Consider the following 20,242-nt stretch of genomic DNA (forward strand, 5'->3'; position numbering starts at 1 on the left):
GCTTCTGTGCGGTCGCGAGCGATCTATCTAATCGGAAAACGAGTTCAACCAAACAGTTTAGTCTACTCCCCCGGTCGCTCGGTGGGAAAACGACATCGACGAATGATGCCGTTTTTTGAAAATCTTTACCGTTCCATTGCGATTGGCGAGTTAGCTAGGCGCGGCGCGGCCGGTTTTGCCCCACCAAGGGAGTGAGATGCCGCCGTCGACCAGCAGCGTGGCACCGGTCGTGTAGCTGTTGCGTGGACTGCTCATGTAACAGATTGCTTCCCCCATTTCCTCTGGCGTACCGAGACGTCCGGCTGGGATCTTGGCTCCCCCTTCTTCCAGAACCTCGTCAGTGGCAAACTTTCGCTCCCCAGGCGTATCAGTCCAGCCAGGCTGGACGATGTTCACGCGGATCTTGAAATCCGACAGTTCGATAGCGGCTGTCTTGGCCATGTGCTCGATGGCCGCTTTCGACATGTTGTAGGCCATGGCCTTGGGGGCTGGAATGAAAGCATGGGGCGAGCTGACGATCGTCACGGCACCTGGCGTTTTCTGGGCCATTATTTGGCGTGAGGCGGCTCTGAGAAGATGAAACGCACCCCACATGGTGACTTCGATCGTCCGGCGAAACCCGTCCATATCGGCTTCGTAGAAGAATTCGCGATCGCTGTAGACCGCGTTCGATACAGCCACGTCCAGCTTGCCGAATCGCGCGACAGCCTGGGCAACCATCGCTTCGACGGCCTCGTAGCTCGAGACATCACATTGGACCGCGATCGCCTCGCTACCCAGCGCTTCGATTTCGGCAACTACCTGTTCAGCCTTCGCGGGGTTGCTGTGGTAATTGACGACGACCTTGGCACCTTGCCGGGCAAACTCGATCGCGGCGGCTTTGCCGATGCCTTGGCTGGAACCAGTCACCAGAACCACTTGTCCTTCGAAATCTCGCTGCGTCATGATTTTGTTTTTCCGGGCTGATCGGGGAGAGAACGTTCGCAGAAGTGGGATCTTCCTGTCGGGTAATGCTACCGGGGCAGCCCATGGGCCGCAATTCACCGCTTGGGCAAGGAGCAGTCGCCGCAGGGAATTGCCTCAAAATCGATCGAACATTCTCCCCATAGTTGAGAATTAGGCTGAAAATGAGGCGTTTGTGCGCCATTTTCAGAGTGTCTGACGGTGCATCAAAGAAACTCGCTGCTGAAAAAACTCAGCGCTGTTGCCGCTAGGCATCGCACTGGGGTAATCCTCCCCCAGGAAGGAGGCTAAGGGAAAAGAATTCCCGGCACCTGGAAAATGCTGAGATAGACTGTGGTTGTCCGTAGATCGAAAAGGAGCGGAAACTCCTATTTTCCCGTATGAAAGTCTGGACCCTGGTTAGCGTCTAGTTAGAATTGGGTGAATTCAATCGACCAGCGGATGCCTCGCGGTATTAGGTCCAAATTTCGTATCCTCCAAACCCTCCATCTCTAGCACGAACATCTTGCCCCCACGGTCTTAAATTTTCCGTGGTCCGAAGACGGAATTCTATTTGTTCTGAAACGAGTTGAGGTTTGGTTGACATATGTTACTGCCTAGTAGTTTGCCCAAATCGCAAAATGGACATACTTCGATCCACAAGGGAACCCCAGTGACATAAACGACCTCCTATCCGGGAGATTTGATCGTTCGAGAGCCGAACGGAGCACGACGATCTTTATTTTGGATAGGATGCGGAATTTAGGCAATTTATAGCATGCTTCCGGGTGTTTTTCCAGACCAGTAACCTCGCCGATAAGCGGCAAAGTTCATGGAATTGCGGCATTCCGGTTGATTACACTAGGTGATGAGACCGATTTTTAGGGAGTTGAAAGTCTGGTCGTAAACAAGGGTTAGAGAGATTCTTCGGCACAGCAAGAAGCTGGGTCGCTCAGTAGCAGGAGAGGACTTGCTGCTGATGGAAAGGGGCACGGATTACCAACTGACACGTTGCACGCTGCCGGCCATGTCCGTTTGCTGCTTTGATGCCGCGAGAGATTCGCAAGATTCGCGTTACTCCGCTTGGCTCAGCATACTACTTTCGGGATTGGGCAAGCTATGCAGGCCGCAAGCACGCGTCAAAAGTAATCTCTTTCCAAATATCCACGGATGGCAGTCATCCGCACGTTTGGTGGTAGACTTGCGAAGTTTTTCATCGCAATGAATGCCGCTGAAAAGCACGCGGATTGGGCGGGATGACCGCAGAACTTTTCCCGTCACCCATGGGTTAAACAGAAGAATACGAGCCTCACTTTGGCGAGTGAAGGAGTGATATGTTGTACGATTCGTTGATTGACGATTTCGAAGATGATGATGCACGTGTACGTCCGCGTAGCTTCGACGATGCTGCCGTCGATGTGATCGATGACTCCGATGACGATCGCATGCTGAACACGGATGATATGTCGAATGACTCGGCAGACGATGCATCCGATGAATTCAGCGAAGACAGCGAAACCTGGTCGGATGACCCGGTTCGTATGTACCTGACACAGATGGGCGAGATTCCTTTGTTGACCCGCCAACAGGAAATCTACCTCGCTCGTAAAATCGAACAAACGCGAGCCAAGTTCCGACGCTTGCTCTTGGAGTGCGACTACGTCGCCCAAGATTCCTTTAAGGTATTGCAGCGCGTTCAGGATGGCGAACTACCGTTCGATCGTACCGTTCAAGTTTCGGTGACCGATCGCCTGGAAAAAGAACAGATCATGGGCCGCATGCCGATGAATCTGGTCACCATCGATCGTCTGCTGAAGCGAAACCGTCGTGACTACATCACCGCGCTCAGCAAGTCGGTCTCGGCCGAAAAGCGTACCGCCGCCTGGCGTCGCTTGAGCTACCGCCGTCAGCGCGTGGTGAAACTGATCGAAGAGTTGGGTTTGCGTACCCAGCGAATCGAATCCAAGATCGGTGTGCTGGAAGAATTCTGCCGCCGCGTGAACGAACTGAAAGCTCGCTTGGACGATCACAAAGCGGCCAACACGCCGATGGAAGATCGCCAACCGCTGCTGGCCGAGTACCGCAACCTGTTGATGGCCACGCAAGAGACTCCTAAGAGTCTCAACCGTCGCTGTCAGGCCGTCAAAGCGATCTATTCGGAATACCAGCAGGCCAAGCGCGAGCTGTCCGAAGGGAACTTGCGTCTGGTGGTCTCGATCGCCAAGAAGTACCGCAACCGCGGTCTGAGCTTCCTGGACCTCATCCAGGAAGGCAACGCCGGCCTGATGCGTGCGGTCGACAAGTTTGAATACCGCCGTGGTTTCAAGTTCTGCACATACGCTACCTGGTGGATTCGCCAGGCCATTACGCGTGCCGTTGCCGACCAGAGCCGAACCATTCGTATCCCGGTTCACATGGTCGAAACCATGTCCCGCGTGCGTAATGTGGCTCGTCAGCTACTGCAGGAAAAAGGGCGCGAACCTACCATCGAAGAAACGGCCCGTCGTGCTGGCACCACCGTCGAGGAAGCTCGCCGCGTGCTGGCCATGAGCCGCTACCCGATCTCGCTCGACCGCCCTGTCGGTAACAGCGAAGACAGCCAGTTCGGCGATCTGCTTCCCGATGGTGAAGCCGAAAGCCCAGCCAACGGTGCTGCTCAGGAAATGCTGCGTGGTCGGATCGGCCGCGTGCTGAAGACCCTCAGCTACCGCGAACGCGAGATCATCAAGTTGCGTTACGGTTTGGGCGATGGCTACAGCTACACCCTGGAGGAAGTTGGTCACATCTTCAAAGTGACCCGCGAACGTATCCGCCAGATCGAAGCTAAGGCCGTCCGCAAGTTGCAGCAACCTAGCCGCAGCCAAGACCTGGTCGGCTTCCTCGACTAAGTCGCAGCGACAACTTTCGAAATTCAAAAGCCGGACTCGATTGGGTCCGGCTTTTTTTGTTGGTTTTTGAATGTGGATAACTATTCAGTATGCTGTCACTAACCTGTCGGTAAGCCGTCGATAGGCGTTTGATACAATGTTGATACCTGTCGATAACTTCGCCGACCTGCCGCATGTCTGAACCTCAGGATTCCAACCCGTTCACTTCTCCGCATGGCGACGATCAACCGTCGTCGCCGGAGTTGTCGTCGATTCCCGGCCCTTTGGCGGTCGCGGTACTCTTGGGGCTGTTGCTTACGGCGTGGCAGATTGGCGAGTTCTTTGTCATTGGCTACACCGATACCTCGCAGCAGTTCAGTCTGCTGCTGGGGGCGGCCTTCTCGTGTTTGATTTCGCTAGGGCTTGTCGCACGGAGTAGTCCGACGTGGGCCGCTGCCCGGTTCTACTTCCTGTTTCATGGGATAATGGCCGTCGGTTTCTGCGTGATGGCGTTCGTCTTTTTGAAGCCCCCGCTGGCAATCGTCTCGGGCCTGGTGCAAGCTGGACTCTGCCTGGCGATCTTCTCGGCCCTGGGAAGAGAGTCGGTCCGCAAATACCATCGCCTTCAATGCCCCCACTGCGACTATGTGAATACCGGTGGGGATGACCTGTTATGCTTCCAGCGACGCTGCACCCGGTGCGGCTTTCGCTGGTAAAGAAAATGCCCAACTCCTCGCACGACAACCCGTTTCAATCTCCGCTTGCGCCGACGGAGCGACCTACGACCCCGTTTCGCCAGGTTCGCAGTCTCGTGTCACTGACGTGGGGCTTGTTTCTCATGGCCGGTGGGCTGCACATCGTGGCTGGGCTACTGGCTGGCAATCGGGTTCAACTGCTGGTAGCTTTTTTGAGCCTGGCCGTGGGCTTCAGTGTTCTGTTGCCGTCGATCTTTACCTGGCTGATCGGCCTGGCCTATGCCACCCTGATGTCCGTTCTGTCGGTAGGCGTGCTGACAACCGGCATCGTGGAAGACCGCCCGCTGATGATCATTGGGCTGGCCCCGCTGCTGCTGTACATCACGATCATGGTGCTGCTGATTCAAACCTCCAGTAAGTACTACTGGCGAGGAAGGCCGAAGGAGTGAACTTGCCATCCGACAATCCGTTTGAGTCACCCAGCATCGTAGAAGAGGCTCCCGATCCGGCAGTGATCGATGAGGAACCGACCCATCCGATGTCGGTGCTGGTGTTCGTCAGTTGGTGTTTGTTCATACTGATGGCCGCGGTTCACTTTGGCGTCTGTTATGTGCAGCGGGACGTGCTCAACGGCATCCTGTTTTGCATGACCGGGGTGGTCGGTTTCATTCTGATTATCCCCACCCGCGGTACCATGGCCCTGGGTACCCTCTACGCTTTGTCCATGAGTGTCAGTTGTGCGACCTTCGCAGCAACCCTGGCGAAAGGCCCCCAAACCATTGCCCTGCTCTGCTATGTGCTGGCGTATGCAATCATCGCCATCATCCTGGGTTATATTGAATACCAGGAAAGGTTGAAGACGCATGGATGAGAATCCATTTGAATCCCCTGATACGATCGACCAGCCGCCGGTTGAACCTGATGTGGTCGAAGAACCAGGCGACCCCAGCGCCTTTCGTGTGCCGGGCCCAGTCGCTTTGGCATGGCTGCTGAGTCTGATGCTGGCTGTCGGACTCTTCCTCATGGTGGAGGGCCTTTTCGGACCGATCACGGGAGTATTGGCCATCGCCGCCGGGTTCCTTCTGTTCTGCAAACAGTTGTGGGCCTACCGTGTGTCGGCTAACTACTTCGCGGTCCTCTTTCTGATCATGATCGCTGGCACAGCCCTATCGATGCTCGAGCAAGAATGGTGGCGTGCGGGGCGAGGAACTCTTATTCTGCTGGTCACCGGTTTCATTCTGTTACTGCTGATGCATCCCAAGGTGAGGAGGTTCTACTATCACGGATCCGAGTGACAATCCGTTTAAGCCTCCGCAGGCAGACAGTTCGCCTTCAGAGCGGCCGCGTGCCAAAAACATCGATCCGGACTACCTCCACTTTCTTCGCATGCCGATGCCCATCCGTTTGGCGGGGTGGTCGTGTTTTTTGGTGATGATGGTGTCGTGGATGTTTGGTGACTCTATGGTCGATTTGGGTTTTGCGAGTTTGATTCTCGCGACCGGCATCCTGTTGCAAATTCAGGGACGAATTATCTGGTGGATCGTGACACCGCTGGCATTGATCGGGTTGCTTTTTTTCTTCGTCAGAACGATTCAACTTTTCGCGTGGTATGCCTCCTGGTTCGATCTGTCGATCACCTTACTCTCGTTGCTGTTATGCGGGATAATCGTCGGTCTGCTGCAAATGCCGACATCCCGCAACTACTACCGTGAAACACCGGAATAGGACCTATGAGCCAACCTTCCCCACACGAAAATGCCCCCGCCAAGAAGCATAACCAGGGTGCCTGGGATCGGATGGCTCGGGGTGGGCATCGGTTTGCTCAGCCGGCGAAGGATGAGGAATTCAAGAACCCGCTCAAAACGCTCGACCGCTGGGGGTGGCTCGGCCCCAGCATCTATGGGCAGCGCGTCTTGTGTCTGGCCGCCGGGGGTGGACGTCAGGGGCCGCTTTATGCCGCCGCAGGTGCCGCGGTGACGGTGGTCGATATCAGCGGTGCTCAGTTGGAGATCGATCGACGCGTCGCGTCAGAGCGTGGACTGCAACTGCGAACCGTGGAAGCGTCGATGGACGATCTGTCGATGTTCGCGCCGGCCGACTTCGATATCGTTATTCACCCGGTTGCGACATGCTATGTGCCGGATGTCGCCCCGGTCTTTCGCGAAGTCGCCAAGGTGCTCTGCGGCGGTGGGATTTACATCAGCCAGCACAAGACCCCCACCAGTCTGCAGGCCGAAGTCCGTCGGAGCGAACGCGGCTACGAACTGACCGAGCCTTACTATCGTACCGGCCCCCTGCCCGAGGTCCGCGGTAGCCGACATCGCGAAGAAGGCACGCTTGAATATCTGCACCGCTGGGATCAACTGCTGGGTGGTATCTGCCGGGCAGGGATGGTAATCGAAGACCTGGTTGAACCACTGCACGCCAAAGAAGACGCCGAGCCCAACACCTTCGAAGACCGCAGCAAGTACATCGCCCCATACGTGCGGATCAAGGCCCGTCGAGTGGGTCAGGAGCAAGCTCGGACCGAAGCGGGGACCCTGTGGCTGCCGAGCTAACAACAGAATCGCTGACTGATCTGAGTTCTATCAGCGTTATGAAGTAGCCTCCCAGCATAACGGTTAGCGTCTGCGCCAGAAGATAGTGCCAAATCGGTTCACCCTGCGGAGAAATCGCCCACCCGGCACCGATCAAAATGGCTATCAACGTCATGGTGACAAGTAAGGTCCTCTTCTTCGAGAACAAACCGATCAGTAGGCAGCCAATCGCCGAAGGAATCAATAGAAAGAGTGCAAAGCCAATAGCCGACAATACGAAGAGATAAGTCGCTGAAGTGATGAGAATACTCACACCCACCAGTGTCATAAGCAGCATGATATGCAGGATAGAGAACTGAAATCTGCCACCGGAAGTCATCAGCCGTAAAGTAATGCAAGGCAATAGATTCGTTGCCAGGCTCACGCCTGCGATAATCAGGGCGAATAAGACGATATACCCAGAATTGTGGGCCTGATTAAAAAACACCGGCAATATCGCCGAACCACTAACGAGTAAGAACAGCCAACAAACGGCCCCGTCCCACAAAGTTTCGTGCCGCAGAATTGCCGCGCACCCTAATCCAAATTGGCCGATTAGCGTTCCCATCAGAATTGCCACGATGGTCGCTTCACCAGGCTGCTTGAACATAATCATGAAAGCAAGCAAGAGGTCGCCTATCACAAACGCAATGGCTATTCGTGCGATCGCCCGTGTTGCCGGATTACTTTCCATCGATTAACTCAAGGCTTCGTCTTCCGGCAAACCCACGACTTCTCGTCGGGCACTCCCCTGCCCTGTCGAAATCAACAAGATCCCGCCCACCCACAGCACCATGATTTGTGCCATGTACATGCCGAAAAGTGGGACGGCCATTGGTTCGATCGCGGTAAACAAGAAGCAGATCAACATGCCGGCGAACATCATCCAGCTGTAGCCAATCATTCCATCGGCACGTACCAGTATGTTGCTGGCGATCACCGACGGTAGTGCGAGCATCAAGATACTGAACCCAGCCATAATAGCGAACTGCAGATGCATCGCGATCACGCAAGCAAACGCGATGAAGACCGTACCTACCAGCATTTGTTGCAGCGTAAAACGATTCTCCAGGCCTTTCCACTGAGTCAGTGAGCGAGGTCCCATACAAAACAGTGCCGTGAAGCCGACCGTAAGCATGACTATGGCGATGAACTCGTGACCGCGACGCACCCCCAAGGTCGGCCAGAAGATGCCAATCGCCATGCTGGGAATCAGAAACATACCGATGTAGGTATAGGTCCGCAACGCTTCAAATCGAAGCCGTGCCCCACAGCATAAACCGAACTGCCCCCACAGTAGCCCTGCGAAGAGAAAATGCCCCACCGTCTCCGTTGGATTGCTTTCACATGTAAGAACAGCGATCCCCACGACGGCATCCAGGGCAACATTAATGCCTATAAAGATGAACAGGGGCGTAAGAATAGATGACCGGTCCATGCGGTTAGCATAGCCGATCCGCGCCGTTAAAGCTGCGAAATAGTTGGCGACTCGGTTTGCTTGCCAAGTACTGCTTCTTCATTCGCAATTGCCTGAACAGCGACAATGCCAGCAATCAGCAGGTAAAAGCTTTCCCAGGCAATGACCAGTGGCATGCGATTCCACAGTGCCGGCAACATCCACGCCGCCGTCAGAGAGATAGCAAGTATCGCCCCCAGGCCAATCACCAGTTGGCGTTGTCGGTCTTCTTTCGTTTCGGAAAGGGTTAACGCGACGACCATCGTCGGGCAGCTCCACACCATCAGGCCAGGCAGCGCTACAGGCAGTTCGTGCCAGGGGAAATCGCTTTGTAATGCGGCGACACAAACGAGTGTTGCAGCGGTCGTTAGCGCGAAGATCGCTGCTAACGAAAACTGCGACTTCGCTTCGCGGCGACCTATGCGGTAAATCATCGGCAAGGCCACACATAGCACCGCGAACACGCTCAGCACAATCGCCCAGTGCATCAGGGGAATCTTTTCGAGGGTGGCCAGTAACGCACTTCCCAGGCCAATACTACCCAGAATGGCAATCGACCAGACAGGCCAGGCGTCGGGCCGACGAATCCAGCCGGCTGCAACCAGGCCAATTTGCCCCAGCATCAGTCCCAACATGCAGCCAAACAAGGCTTCCGAAGGCTGGGCACCTTCAAAGTTCGCCGCAAGCGCCACGTCGACGCAGATGCTGGCGACGGCGAGAAGGGAAAGCAGAAATCGTCCGGGAGTAATCATCCCTCCAGCATGATTAGAGGGAGCAGCAATTGCACACGCTACGGCAATTGTCCTCTCACGAAAAAGGAATCTGCACTAACGCTTGTGCCGGTTAAACCTATTAGTCGGCCGCGAACGGGTCTTCTTCCTCAGGAGCGGGTTTCGTGGGCAGGGTCTGAATTCGTACCTTCGCGTCGTGCAGAAGGATGACACCGCCTATCAACAGATAGAGTGACATGTAGCCGCCGATTTGTCCCACCAAGCTAACGGAGCTCACCGATTGCTCGGAGGTAACCGCAATGATCATAGAGATCACCAACGATAGCGACATCCACATGACATACCTCGGAGTCGAAGCGGTACGCGGGCCGACGAGCATGGACCCGGCCAATGGAATTGGGATGGCAGATCCGATGAAGAAGAAAAGATAAGTGATAAACCATTGCCAATCTGGATTGATTTGAACGACCAAGGCACATGCAATGGTCACCAGTGTCATCAGGCCGAATAAAAGTGAAAGGGAAAACTGCACCTGCAAACCGAAGAACACTATGCGATAGATCGCAAGCGGCGCGATTCCAAACAACAAGGTGGCAAGCAAGACGACAGCGATTCGATCGAAAGGGGCTGCCCAAGGACCTATAGTGACTGTCAGGCCGAAAGCCAGGGAAACGAGACCTCCACCCAGTGGTATCTTCCAGGCGGCAACATGCCGCATCATCAGAATCAGGCAAAGAGCCATCTGCGCTAGGGAAAGCCCTAGAATGCAGGTAGTCAAAAGTATTCTCTCTGGACCTTGTTCTATATCGTGTACGATCGCCGCCAGCACGAAGTCTACGAATGCGGTAAAAAGTACGAAGAAGAATGGTGCTCGGTTGTGGCTGCGGTGGTTCATTTTCCAAGCATCGCATTTTATTGCACCCAATGCACGCTCTCGTCGCAGGATCACGTTGCAAAAAACTCCACTGCCCGGCAAAATTGAGCCTGACAATTCCCCCTCAGCATTTTCCTACGCGCGCACGTAATGACTCACGAATCACTTCAGGAAATCGTCTGTTGCATGGGTCAGCCGGTGGCTGGTAACCCATCTCAGTTCATGATGGAACGGGCGTTTGCCGCAGCAGGTTTGGATTGGCGATATCTCACCTTGGAAGTCTCCCCAGAAGATCTTCCCGCGGCCGTGGCCGGCATGAAGGCCATGGGCTTTCACGGGGGCAACTTCACGATTCCACACAAGGTCGCCGTCATTGGGCATCTGAAACGATTGACCGAAGCGGCCGAGTTGATGGGGGCGGTCAACTGTATTTTCGCCGAAGATGATGGCTTCGTCGGCGAGAATACCGATGGCAAAGGTTTCGTCTTGGCGCTGAAAGAAGTCATGGAGCCGGAAGGGAAGAAGGTAGTTCTGCTGGGTGCCGGTGGAGCGGCCAGAGCGATTGCGGTTGAGTTGGGACTGAACAAGGTTGCCAGTATCGACGTTGTCAATCGCGATGCCGGCCGCGGCCGCGATCTGGCGAACCTTCTCTCGCAGCGCGTGGGAATCGCGTCGAAATGGATCCCTTGGAATGGAATGCACGAACTACCTGAGGATGCCGACCTGGTCATCAATGGAACAAGCATCGGATTGAACGATGCTTCGGCCATGGTTCCGGTCAATGTCGACACGTTTCGCGATTCGATGTTGGTGGCCGACGTGATCTTTAATCCGCCTGAAACCGCATTCTTGCAAGCGGCACAAGATGCCGGATGTCAGACGATCGATGGCCTGGGGATGCTGGTCAATCAAGGCGCGATCGGTTTCAAGATCTGGACCGGTATCGACCCCGATCCGGCTGTCATGCGAGAAGCTTTGGAAGAGTATCTAGGTATCTAGTCCCATAAAAACGAGGCCCTGACATTTACCAGGGCCTCGCTCGAATCATTCCGAACAATCACGATCGTTCGGTCTTATCTTTCATATTCGCTTACTCGCTAGGCTTGGCAATGCCGATCACGCCAACACCAACGCGAGGACCTGCATTGCCGGATGGTTGGCTCTTCAGATCGTCGGCATCGGCATGGACGACGAGCGAGCGTCCCAGCACGATGTGCAGCTTCAAACCCTCGGCTTTGATATCGATCTTAGCTTCGCCCTTATCGTCGGCGGTGATGTTACCCAAGTCACCGACATGGCTATGAGTACTAGGGGCACCATGTTCGTGACCATCAGGATTGAAGTGACCACCGGCGGCGGTTCCGTCCGACTTGGTCAGGTCACCGAACTCGTGGATATGGAAGCCGTGTTCGCCTGGTTTCAGATTGATCACTTTACCAGTCAGGTGTACGTAACCATCTTCCTGCTTCAGCATAATGACGCCCTTTACGTCGCTACCGCTGGTGGAAGCCAAGACGGCAACCGCGTTGGTGGGCATCTTAACCATTTCAGCGGCATGCTCATGTGCGTGTTCTTTTTCTTCCTTAGCACCTTCGTCTTGGGCCATAGCCAGGCCAGGAATTGCCAAAAGCAGAATGCTTAGAGTCAGAATGGTCGATTTCATCTTGCTGTCTTCTCCTGCGGGGGCGGTGAGCTTATTGTTTCGGTCGGCGAGAACGGTTCTACCGACGTCATCACTCTTGAATGAGTACTTGCGCCTATTGTTACGTATTGGATGAACCCATTCCACCAAGGATGAAAACTTTGTCGACCACTGAAAGCCCTCACCGAAAGAACATGCACGACACTTGGGCTAGTGAAACATCAGGCAGCTTGCTGCACTTTCTCAAGTACCAGCTGTTTCATTCGGGTCGCAGAATCACGAGCAAACTGTTTTTGTAGTTTCCGCATGTACGGTTGGACCAGCCAGACGATCCACCGTTTCGGTCGTGAAAAGGCCAGAATGTCATACCAGACGTCCCCATACTCATCCATTTCGACAAGGAAGCGTTCTTCACCCATTTCCATGTGGGCAGGCAATGTCCCGTACGCAAAGCCAAACTTAGGCGTATTCAGCCGATCGTCGATCACGTACACAATTCGCGCCGCATTAAGCCAATAGAGGCCAGCCGCTTTACCAATCACACATACCGTTTCTCCTTCGCGGATCGTAGTGGTGGTTGGCCTGGCAACGACCCAGCCCAGTTCAAACTGTTGCCACTTACCAAGGGCCTCTTTGGCCTTCTCGAAGACTTCAATGCCATACCCAAGCTTCACGCGAGTATGGTCAATCTGAAAACCTTTTGGGGGAGTGCCTGCCGTTTTCCCCTGATGGCAGTAAGAGTACTTCCGCTCGCACTGGCTTTTGATAAACCGTTCGACGGACGTAGCATCAGGTGAATGAAAGCGAAACATTGCGGTTCTAAAGGGTCTTTGAGACAATACTTCCGAGGTAACAGCTTGAACCGTAAAATCGAAACCCAAACAACATCGATCGGCCCGAATTATACCCAACGACGAAATGACCTCTGACGATCACCCCCCCAGCAACCGACGGAAAACGGTTCTCGTAACCGGAGCGACTGGGTATGTGGGAAGCCGGCTGATCCCCCGAATTCTACCTCACTACAACATCCGCTGCCTGGTACGCGATCCGAGCCGGCTAGATGAGACACTCTGTAATCAAGTGGAAGTCTCGCAAGGGGATGTAATGCACTCTCCTTCCCTTCAAAACTGCTTGCAGGGGGTCGACGTTGCGTTCTATCTCATCCACGGTTTGGGGTATGGGGCTGACTTTCAAAAGAAGGATCGCATTGCGGCCGAGAACTTCGCAGCCGCGGCCAAAGAGGCAGGCGTCTCGCGGATTGTTTACCTGGGAGGCCTGGGGGATGATGCCGACTCGAAGCTTTCGCCCCATCTGAGAAGTCGCCATGAGGTGGGTCAGATATTTCAAGCCAGTGGTGTGCCCACCATCGAGTTGCGCGCTTCGGTCGTGCTTGGCCCAGGCAGTTTGTCGTACGAACTCATTCGTTCGTTGACGCAGCGACTGCCAATGATGATTTGTCCGAAATGGCTATCAACACCGACGCAGCCTATCGCCACCGAAGACGTGCTGGCATACCTGCATGAATCGATTGAACTGCCCACCGAGAAAAGCGAAGTCTTCGAGATCGGCAGCCAAGACGTCGTCACCTATGGTGGACTGATTCAGATGTACGCGAAAGAGCGAAACCTGACGCGTATCTTAGTCCGCGTGCCACTACTGACGCCGTACCTTTCAAGCCTGTGGCTGGGGCTGGTCACGCCTACCAGTGCCGAGGTCGGTCGGCACTTGATCGAAGGGCTTCGCAACCCAACTGTCGTGCGTGACGATCGGGCCCGCACTATTTTTTCGCACCAGCCAATGACCACTCAGGAAGCAATTCGTCAGGCTGTCCAACAAGAAGCATAGCTGGCAGCTTGAGCGGCTCGTGGGAATGAAAATGAACGGCTTGGGACCGAAACCTCCCTCTGATGTTTCGATTTCGCAACACTCGTGGCGGTTGAGAAACGTTCAGCTCACTTGAACGTTGCATTAGGGCAACTTTTCCTTCTGGTTAAGCTAGCTGGTAGCAACCTTTCCTAATAGGATCACTTTGCCAAAAAAGAGGATTAGTTCGTCGGCAATTCGAAACGAAATCTTGAAAGAATTTTGTTTGATGTAAGACTAGATGAGGTATGCTTTTCCAGCGGAAAACGATCATGGTGGTAAACTTTTATGTTTGCCAGGCAGCACGATTTTTGCGAGTCTAATAAGACTCACACGCGTGGAAGAGGCGCCCCGTTTAAGGGAGTAGAACCGATCTGGAGCGAGAAGGATTTCGTCGGCGGATAGGCCTCGGTGGTCGTATTCGATAACCAACTTGGTCAGGAAACTTGAACCATGAAACTCGCTCATCTTAAGAAGGTACTTGTCGCTCCGGCGCTGCTTAGCGTTGTGGGCATGAGTATCGCGCCGACGCCATCACTGGCGCAGTGCGGCGGATGCGGTCCGTCGTACAAGATCGTCACTCAGACCGTCTATGAGGAACAGCCTGTAACCGCCTATCGGACGGAATACGAGCGCGTTGAAGTTCCCAAAGAGGTCACCTCCTATCGCCCCGTTTGGGAAACTGAACGCCGTGAGCGAACCGTGACCGTTGCAAAACCGGTCGTCGAAACTTCCGAGCGTGAAGAACGCTTCACCGTGATGAAGCCAGTTTGGCGCGAACGCGTTGAAGATCGCAGTTTCAATCGGACCCGTATGGTCACCGAAACGGAAATGCGCCAACAGGTGAACACGGTTCTCCGCCCGGTGACTGAAACGCAATTCTACGATCAACAAACGGTCGTGCGTCGTCCTATCACGGAAACCGTGATACAGAATCAAACGGTCACGATGTACCAGCCGCAAACCGTCTGCAAGACTCAGTATGTCGACCAAGGTGGTTACCAGACCACGCAGGTCTACACGCCTGGTCCCACACGTAACCGTTTGCGTTGGGTCCAAAGCCAAACCTTCGTCAATCCGACGACTGGTCAATTGGAAACCAACCGCGGTGGTTTGCACTGGATTCCCGAACAACGCCCTGGCACCGTCAGTAACGTGACCAATTACGTTCCGAACGTTGTGGCTCAGCAGGTTCCAGTCACCCAGATGGTTCCTACCCAGGTCACACAGCAAGTACCTGTTCAGCGTATTCGTTACGAAGACGAAGTTCAGGTAAACCGAATCCCGTTCAACGTGACTCGCTACGAACAAGTCCAGCAAGTCGAACAGATTCCGGTTACCGTTCAAAAGCCTGTGACGGAACGGGTCGAGAACATGGTCACCGTGAAGTACTGCGACTGGGTTCAGGAAGAAGTCGTTCGTAAAGTTCCTGTCAGCACGACCAAAATGGTCTACGAACAACGGGTCGAACCGTACGAAGTGCAGGTCCAGAAGTGGGTCACCGAAACGAACACAGTGACGGAAACCAAGCTGGTTCCGAAGCAGGTTCAGTACACGTATACTCGACGCATTCCGCGAACGGTGACTATGCGTATTCCGTTGGATTCGTTCGGCAATCCGATTTATGTTGCCCCGGCAACCTCGGCTAACCGTGTGATCCTGCCACCGGCTGCACCTTCGCCAACTCTGGCTGCTCCAAGCAGCGTGGTGGAAAAGCCGCCAACGATTATCCAGAAGAGCATCGTGACTCCTGCGGAACCGCCACCGGCTCCGAGCAAGGAAGAAGCAGAAGATGCTACGGCGGATAAAAAGGCAACCAAGGACGAGTCGACCACGTCCCCCAGCGACGAAGACCCAACCGGTCAACCGAAGCTGTAATCGAACGTTTCAGGTTGGTTATCAAAAGAAGGCCCATCGCAAGATTGGGCCTTTTTTCATGGACCGACCGCTCATTTGCTTCGAGCGATCTAAGGCCGCTCTTCTGGCTGATGAAGAATCAACTGGTTGAATGAATCGATCACGCTTGCCGGATCGACCCCTTCGGCCAGAGCCGAGATGTACTGATGTTTGGAATCATCCGTATCGGTTTGCCACTGGTGCGTTCCATTGGCAAAGATGTGATTATGTCCCTGGGTAACGAGCTTCCAAGGATACCCTGTCCCGCGGGCCGCGACCATGACGGAGATCTGGTCGGCGCTGTGGCGATCTTTCACCTTGCCGCCGAAGTAAAGTTCGTAAACGCGGCGGACTGGATTGTTCTGGGGAACCTCGTTCAAACGCTTTCCAGTTGAAACCAACTCGGCGAATTTACCTCCGCCGGTAAATGTGATCTTGGTTGGCCACTTCTCAATCGCCCTGAAAGTCGACTCGGCATCGGGTTTAAAGTTGCCCCACTTGCCTGGATCCAGATCGGCCGGGTAGCGACTTCCCATGCATACCCAGTGAGCGACCTTTTGCTGTACGAGTTCCTTGCCTGACAGCGAGCTGATGTCGTCCCCTTCTGACTCGATCAGATAGCGAAGATTCGTCAGGTCCCCCACGGTCAGAATCGTCACGCTATGATCCGGCTGAGCTGAGAGGATCTGGCGATATAGCTTCGTCGCGTCGGGGACATCTTCATACTTGGGAGAATCGTGCGGAAACTCCTTGGCGATCTGCTCGGCATATTTCGACCCTTGCTGAATGCCAGCCTTACCTTTGGGAACGCCAATTGGCAGATCAGGTCGACCATAGTACGTGTTGATCGCATCGGTACAGGCCGCCGACCATGGATGCTTGGCCGAGATCATTGTCCCCAGCAGTTCGATCTCACCGCGATCGACTAAAGCATGCAACATCGCCAGGCAAGCTGCATCGTCGCAGTCGCTATCCATGTCGGTATCGAAGATGATCTTGGGTGGGACCTGCCCATGGGTCAAGTTCACCATACCAAACCAACCAATCAGACAGACAAGTGTTAAGCGGAAACAAGCCATTGCTTCAGTCCAATTTAGATGTGCTTTACTCGTCCCCATCAACCCGTGAGGTATCTTCCAGATGCACAGGGTAGGGATCGCCTTTGACGGGAGGGTCGGTAATTCTGATTTTCCCGAGCACTGTTATTTCGTCGTTCTCTTCGAGCGAGTTAGGGGCCGAAACATCGACATGACTGAAGTGAACCGTGATTGGTATCTCTTTCAGCCCCTGAAGCATGGTGAAGTCGATACTTCGCAGATGTAGATCGTCGAACTTTTCGGGGATATCATCGTGCTTGGCAATCTTACCGGTGACTAGGCAATACTTGTCTTGAAACTTCTTCAGCGCGGCACGTCGATTACGTTTCAGCTGGCTCATCAAATCGGCAGCTTCAATCGTAGGAGGCGGGCCTCCTTTCACCATAACAAACTTGCCACCGTGCAGGCCATTCTGCGTCGACCAGCGCATGTGGACGGTTACCTTGTCTCCGATGTTTGCCTTGCCCCAAGCTTCGTCCGCCGACGACATCCCACAGTGGATGTAATCCTCCTTGGTTCCGACCGCGGCGGTGATTCGTTTAAGACTCGTATCGTGGGCGTAGTAGATGACGTTGCCGGTGACTTCAATCCATTTCCCTTCGGTGGCTTCTTTCATCTCCTGGTAGCCCAGGTCGCGGATTTGCTTGTAAAGCTCGGCCGGGGTGAAACTCAACACCGGTTCATCCTCTGCCTTAGCGATGGCTGAGGTCAGCAACAATAAGCCCATCACCGACAACACAATGCGGTTCATTAGAGGTTTCTCAACTGAGTTAGGAATCACTTCAGGGCACAAATAAAGGGAGCCGATCGTATCGGCTCACTTATCATTTCTTTCCCGTCGAGCGGTGTCAAATCGATTCGATTAGACGTCCAGGTTGCGTACTTCCAACGCGTGCTTCTCGATGAACTCGCGGCGAGGTTCAACCTTGTCCCCCATCAAGATACGGAACATATCGTCGGCGGCGGAAGCGTCGCTCATGGTGACCTGCATCAGCGTTCGGTTTTGCGGATCGAGGGTCGTTTCGCGAAGTTCTTCCGCGTTCATTTCACCCAGACCTTTAAAGCGAGTTACCTGCAGGCCACGTTCACCGGCCGAACGAACAGCCGTCAAAAGACCACGCAAGTCTTCGAGGCCTGTTTCCGTTTCACCGCGACGCAGCTTATAACGCGATTCGGTGCTGCCGGTACGTTCCTGCGGGATCAGCGACTGGATATCGAAGCCGAGATCAGCGATCTCGCCCAGCTTGATGTTGATCGTTCGCACTTCATGCAGTTCAGCAATGTGCGGGGCATCGATTGCGGACTCTTCTTCCTTCGGTTGACCATTGGAAGAAGCTTCTTCATCGATAACCTGGCCGTCGACTACTTCCCCTTCATCAGGAATCTGGGTGTCTGGCTCGGCATCGAGTCCGCGTTCGGTGAGGTACGTATCGAGTTCCTTCTTGGTGGCGAACCAATGTTCTTCGCGACCCATCACCAGGTGGAAGACCGGCAACTTCTGGCTGACTGGGTCCTGACGTACGGCATGAATCTTGAGGCCAATGCCGCGGCGTTCCAAAGCGACGATCGCTTCTTCCAGCGGAGCGAGTGCCCGACAGAGCTTTTCCATGTTCTCGCCTTCGATGACGTCTCCGTTCTCGTCGACGAAAGCACAATCCGCCAGACCGTTGTCCAGCAACTGGTTCTTCATCTCTTCTTCGGTCTGAACGTACCAGACGTTCTTCTTATTCACCACGCGGAACAGTGGCGGCTGGGCGACGTAGACGTGCCCGCCGGCAACCAGTTCGTTCATCTGGCGATAGAAAAACGACAACAGCAACGTACGAATGTGCGAACCGTCGACGTCGGCATCGGTCATGATCACGACCTTGTTGTACCGACGCTTGTTGATGTCCTGGTCCTGCCCGATACCCACGCCAATGGCCTGGATCATGCTGCGAACTTCTTCGTTGGCCAGCACTTTGTCTTCTCGGGCCTTGTAGGTGTTGATGATCTTACCTCGCAGCGGCAAGATAGCCTGAAAATCTCGCAGGCGTCCCCCTTCGGCCGAACCACCGGCCGAGTCACCTTCCACCAGGTACAGTTCGCACTTCTCCATCTCTTTGCTGATGCAGTCGCGCAGCTTGCCGGGCAAGCCGCCACCGCTGAGGGCATCCTTGCGGTTACGCAGTAGATCGCGAGCTTTACGAGCCGCTTCGCGGGCCTGACCGGCGAGCAAAGCCTTGCGGATGATGATCTTGGCGACCTTGGGATTCTCTTCCAGGTACTTGGTCATGAACTCGCCGAACGCCGAGTTGATGTAGCTTTCGACTTCGCTGTTACCCAGCTTGGTCTTGGTCTGCCCTTCGAACTGCGGTTCTGGCACGCGGGTACTGATGATCGCCGTCAAACCTTCGCGGAAGTCGTCGCCGGAAAGCGCGAGATCCTTGATCATGCTTTCCTTCTTGGCGTAGTTATTCAGCGTACGCGTGAGGGCTGTCTTGAAACCCGAGACGTGCGTACCCCCTTCGTGCGTGTTGATATTGTTCACGTAGGAATGGAGGTTTTCGGTGTACTCTTCGCTGTACTGCAAAGCGATTTCGTAACCGACCCCTTCGGTAACACCACTTAGGAAGATCACGTCTGGATGTAGCGCGTTGGTGGCACGGTTGAGGTGCTCGACGTACTCGATGATCCCCTTTTCGTAGATGAATTCGTCTCTCTCTTGGGTGCGGTCATCGATGAAGATGATCTTCACGCCTTTGTTCAAGAAAGCGAGTTCCTGCAGACGCTTTGCCAGCGTGTCGTGATTGAACTTGCTGACGTTGAAGATCTGGCTGTCAGGCTTGAAGGTGGTCTTGGTGCCACGCTTCTTGGTTGCCTGACCCTTTTGAACCGGACCTTGGGGAACGCCCCGTTCGTATTCCTGCTGCCAGACGAAACCATCGCGATAGACTTCGACTTCACACCACTCGGACAGGAAGTTCACCACGGTCACACCCACGCCGTGCAGACCGCCTGAGGTTTGGTAGGCCCCTTTGCTGAACTTGCCGCCGAACTTCAGAACGGTCATCACCCCTTCCAGGGTCGAGACGTCGCGGCCGACTTGTTCGGAAAGCTGCGGGTGGCGATCGACCGGAATACCACGGCCGTCGTCTTCCACCGTGACCGAGTTATCGTTGTGAACGGTCACGATCACACTGGAAGCGAACTCAGCCATCGCTTCGTCGATCGAGTTATCGACCACTTCGTACACCAGATGATGGAAACCACGCGTAGAACGGTCGCCGATGTACATACTCGGACGTTCGCGGACGTGTTCCAAGTCAGAAAGGTGCTCGAGATCGCTCGCACCGTATTCCGATTTGGCCTTGGCCTGTTGGGCCTGCTGTGCGGCTTCCTTGTTTTCGATGTCCCCAGTCGGTTGATCTTGAGGTTCGTTCGGTTCGGTCATATTCGCTTTTCGTTTCTCTTTCCGGTCCCCTTTCCCTTGAGGGGGAGGGTTAGGGGTTAACTGTTTCGGTTAACGAGGTGAATTATTATTGGTTAGCTTGGGTCATAGAGCAGTTGCTGGGCGAAGTGACATCGCACACTCAAAAGCCCCTCAACCTAACTCTCTCC

At 54.5% G+C, this 20,242-nt stretch carries 20 protein-coding genes; 10 read left to right on the forward strand and 10 right to left on the reverse strand.

Annotated elements, in window-relative coordinates; genetic code table 11:
- Positions 1-150: 150 nt before the first annotated feature.
- Positions 151-945: an SDR family NAD(P)-dependent oxidoreductase gene (locus C5Y96_RS11980; protein ID WP_105353490.1), complete on the reverse strand. Its 795-nt coding sequence runs from the start codon at positions 943-945 to the stop codon at positions 151-153.
- A 1,334-nt stretch (positions 946-2,279) separates the two neighbouring features.
- Here C5Y96_RS11980 and C5Y96_RS11985 point away from each other — a divergent pair.
- The 7 genes from C5Y96_RS11985 to C5Y96_RS12015 all read left to right on the forward strand — a co-directional run bounded on the left by C5Y96_RS11985 (position 2,280) and on the right by C5Y96_RS12015 (position 7,062).
- A complete protein-coding gene (locus C5Y96_RS11985; RefSeq protein ID WP_409994417.1) occupies positions 2,280-3,830 on the forward strand; it encodes a sigma-70 family RNA polymerase sigma factor in 1,551 nt (516 codons plus the stop codon).
- Positions 3,831-4,003: 173 nt separating this feature from the next.
- Positions 4,004-4,525, forward strand: a complete 522-nt coding sequence (locus C5Y96_RS11990; RefSeq protein ID WP_105353495.1) for a hypothetical protein — start codon at positions 4,004-4,006, stop codon at positions 4,523-4,525.
- Positions 4,483-4,953, forward strand: a complete 471-nt coding sequence (locus C5Y96_RS11995) for a hypothetical protein (protein ID WP_146115634.1) — start codon at positions 4,483-4,485, stop codon at positions 4,951-4,953. The genes C5Y96_RS11990 and C5Y96_RS11995 overlap by 43 nt, the downstream gene beginning before the upstream one ends.
- Positions 4,950-5,375 (forward strand): hypothetical protein, encoded by a 426-nt coding sequence (locus C5Y96_RS12000; protein ID WP_105353499.1) that lies wholly within the window; start codon positions 4,950-4,952, stop codon positions 5,373-5,375. The genes C5Y96_RS11995 and C5Y96_RS12000 overlap by 4 nt, the downstream gene beginning before the upstream one ends.
- The gene (locus tag C5Y96_RS12005) at positions 5,368-5,799 is read left to right on the forward strand and encodes a hypothetical protein (RefSeq protein WP_105353501.1); all 432 of its coding nucleotides are present in this window, start codon (positions 5,368-5,370) and stop codon (positions 5,797-5,799) included. The genes C5Y96_RS12000 and C5Y96_RS12005 overlap by 8 nt, the downstream gene beginning before the upstream one ends.
- A 91-nt stretch (positions 5,800-5,890) precedes the next feature.
- On the forward strand, positions 5,891-6,229 hold the full coding sequence (locus C5Y96_RS12010; protein WP_105353503.1) for a hypothetical protein: 339 nt from the start codon (positions 5,891-5,893) through the stop codon (positions 6,227-6,229).
- A gap of 5 nt (positions 6,230-6,234) precedes the next feature.
- Positions 6,235-7,062, forward strand: coding sequence for a class I SAM-dependent methyltransferase (locus C5Y96_RS12015; protein ID WP_315850646.1), 828 nt, complete (start codon positions 6,235-6,237; stop codon positions 7,060-7,062).
- Here C5Y96_RS12015 and C5Y96_RS12020 read toward each other — a convergent pair.
- The 4 genes from C5Y96_RS12020 to C5Y96_RS12035 form a co-directional block, all read right to left on the reverse strand.
- Positions 6,995-7,774, reverse strand: coding sequence for a hypothetical protein (locus C5Y96_RS12020; RefSeq protein WP_105353506.1), 780 nt, complete (start codon positions 7,772-7,774; stop codon positions 6,995-6,997). The genes C5Y96_RS12015 and C5Y96_RS12020 overlap by 68 nt on opposite strands.
- Before the next feature lie 3 nt (positions 7,775-7,777).
- Complete coding sequence (locus C5Y96_RS12025; RefSeq protein WP_146115635.1) at positions 7,778-8,518, reverse strand: hypothetical protein; 741 nt, start codon at positions 8,516-8,518, stop codon at positions 7,778-7,780.
- A 26-nt stretch (positions 8,519-8,544) separates the two neighbouring features.
- Positions 8,545-9,288, reverse strand: coding sequence for a hypothetical protein (locus C5Y96_RS12030; protein WP_105353511.1), 744 nt, complete (start codon positions 9,286-9,288; stop codon positions 8,545-8,547).
- A gap of 100 nt (positions 9,289-9,388) precedes the next feature.
- Complete coding sequence (locus tag C5Y96_RS12035) at positions 9,389-10,162, reverse strand: hypothetical protein (protein ID WP_105353513.1); 774 nt, start codon at positions 10,160-10,162, stop codon at positions 9,389-9,391.
- A gap of 129 nt (positions 10,163-10,291) precedes the next feature.
- Between C5Y96_RS12035 and aroE the strand changes: the two genes are divergently transcribed.
- The gene (gene aroE / locus C5Y96_RS12040) at positions 10,292-11,140 is read left to right on the forward strand and encodes a shikimate dehydrogenase (protein ID WP_233198933.1); all 849 of its coding nucleotides are present in this window, start codon (positions 10,292-10,294) and stop codon (positions 11,138-11,140) included.
- 91 nt (positions 11,141-11,231) lie between these two features.
- Here aroE and C5Y96_RS12045 read toward each other — a convergent pair whose 3' ends face one another.
- Together C5Y96_RS12045 and C5Y96_RS12050 are read right to left on the reverse strand one after the other, a co-directional pair.
- On the reverse strand, positions 11,232-11,804 hold the full coding sequence (locus C5Y96_RS12045) for a superoxide dismutase family protein (protein WP_199188687.1): 573 nt from the start codon (positions 11,802-11,804) through the stop codon (positions 11,232-11,234).
- A 200-nt stretch (positions 11,805-12,004) separates the two neighbouring features.
- Positions 12,005-12,595 carry a DUF1990 domain-containing protein gene (locus tag C5Y96_RS12050; RefSeq protein ID WP_105353518.1) on the reverse strand — a complete coding sequence of 197 codons (591 nt, stop codon included), beginning with the start codon at positions 12,593-12,595 and terminating at the stop codon, positions 12,005-12,007.
- A 106-nt stretch (positions 12,596-12,701) separates the two neighbouring features.
- Here C5Y96_RS12050 and C5Y96_RS12055 point away from each other — a divergent pair, with 106 nt between their 5' ends.
- Together C5Y96_RS12055 and C5Y96_RS12060 are read left to right on the forward strand one after the other, a co-directional pair.
- Complete coding sequence (locus C5Y96_RS12055; RefSeq protein ID WP_105353521.1) at positions 12,702-13,631, forward strand: NAD(P)H-binding protein; 930 nt, start codon at positions 12,702-12,704, stop codon at positions 13,629-13,631.
- Positions 13,632-14,102: 471 nt separating this feature from the next.
- Positions 14,103-15,527, forward strand: coding sequence for a hypothetical protein (locus C5Y96_RS12060; RefSeq protein WP_105353524.1), 1,425 nt, complete (start codon positions 14,103-14,105; stop codon positions 15,525-15,527).
- A gap of 89 nt (positions 15,528-15,616) precedes the next feature.
- Here the strand turns inward: C5Y96_RS12060 and C5Y96_RS12065 are convergent, their stop codons facing one another.
- The 3 genes from C5Y96_RS12065 to C5Y96_RS12075 form a co-directional block, all read right to left on the reverse strand.
- Positions 15,617-16,624 carry a nucleoside hydrolase gene (locus tag C5Y96_RS12065; RefSeq protein ID WP_158261201.1) on the reverse strand — a complete coding sequence of 336 codons (1,008 nt, stop codon included), beginning with the start codon at positions 16,622-16,624 and terminating at the stop codon, positions 15,617-15,619.
- Positions 16,625-16,649: 25 nt separating this feature from the next.
- Positions 16,650-17,393, reverse strand: a complete 744-nt coding sequence (locus C5Y96_RS12070; RefSeq protein WP_105353530.1) for a hypothetical protein — start codon at positions 17,391-17,393, stop codon at positions 16,650-16,652.
- Positions 17,394-17,504: 111 nt separating this feature from the next.
- Positions 17,505-20,075, reverse strand: a complete 2,571-nt coding sequence (locus tag C5Y96_RS12075; protein WP_105353533.1) for a DNA gyrase subunit B — start codon at positions 20,073-20,075, stop codon at positions 17,505-17,507.
- Between the last annotated feature and the right edge of the window lie 167 nt (positions 20,076-20,242).

The organism is Blastopirellula marina (genome assembly GCF_002967715.1).
GTDB lineage: Bacteria > Planctomycetota > Planctomycetia > Pirellulales > Pirellulaceae > Bremerella > Bremerella marina_B.

Coding starts and splice junctions, on each gene's coding strand:
- C5Y96_RS12065 (WP_158261201.1), bottom strand. CDS start 16,624: ATGGCTTGTTTCCGCTTAACACTTGTCTGTCTGATTGGTTGGTTTGGT.
- C5Y96_RS12045 (WP_199188687.1), bottom strand. CDS start 11,804: ATGAAATCGACCATTCTGACTCTAAGCATTCTGCTTTTGGCAATTCCT.
- C5Y96_RS12035 (WP_105353513.1), bottom strand. CDS start 10,162: ATGAACCACCGCAGCCACAACCGAGCACCATTCTTCTTCGTACTTTTT.
- C5Y96_RS12005 (WP_105353501.1), top strand. CDS start 5,368: ATGGATGAGAATCCATTTGAATCCCCTGATACGATCGACCAGCCGCCG.
- C5Y96_RS12075 (WP_105353533.1), bottom strand. CDS start 20,075: ATGACCGAACCGAACGAACCTCAAGATCAACCGACTGGGGACATCGAA.
- C5Y96_RS12050 (WP_105353518.1), bottom strand. CDS start 12,595: ATGTTTCGCTTTCATTCACCTGATGCTACGTCCGTCGAACGGTTTATC.
- C5Y96_RS12030 (WP_105353511.1), bottom strand. CDS start 9,288: ATGATTACTCCCGGACGATTTCTGCTTTCCCTTCTCGCCGTCGCCAGC.
- C5Y96_RS12060 (WP_105353524.1), top strand. CDS start 14,103: ATGAAACTCGCTCATCTTAAGAAGGTACTTGTCGCTCCGGCGCTGCTT.
- C5Y96_RS12055 (WP_105353521.1), top strand. CDS start 12,702: ATGACCTCTGACGATCACCCCCCCAGCAACCGACGGAAAACGGTTCTC.
- C5Y96_RS12020 (WP_105353506.1), bottom strand. CDS start 7,774: ATGGAAAGTAATCCGGCAACACGGGCGATCGCACGAATAGCCATTGCG.
- C5Y96_RS12010 (WP_105353503.1), top strand. CDS start 5,891: ATGCCGATGCCCATCCGTTTGGCGGGGTGGTCGTGTTTTTTGGTGATG.
- C5Y96_RS12015 (WP_315850646.1), top strand. CDS start 6,235: ATGAGCCAACCTTCCCCACACGAAAATGCCCCCGCCAAGAAGCATAAC.
- C5Y96_RS12070 (WP_105353530.1), bottom strand. CDS start 17,393: ATGAACCGCATTGTGTTGTCGGTGATGGGCTTATTGTTGCTGACCTCA.
- C5Y96_RS12025 (WP_146115635.1), bottom strand. CDS start 8,518: ATGGACCGGTCATCTATTCTTACGCCCCTGTTCATCTTTATAGGCATT.
- C5Y96_RS11980 (WP_105353490.1), bottom strand. CDS start 945: ATGACGCAGCGAGATTTCGAAGGACAAGTGGTTCTGGTGACTGGTTCC.
- aroE (WP_233198933.1), top strand. CDS start 10,292: ATGACTCACGAATCACTTCAGGAAATCGTCTGTTGCATGGGTCAGCCG.
- C5Y96_RS11990 (WP_105353495.1), top strand. CDS start 4,004: ATGTCTGAACCTCAGGATTCCAACCCGTTCACTTCTCCGCATGGCGAC.
- C5Y96_RS11995 (WP_146115634.1), top strand. CDS start 4,483: ATGCTTCCAGCGACGCTGCACCCGGTGCGGCTTTCGCTGGTAAAGAAA.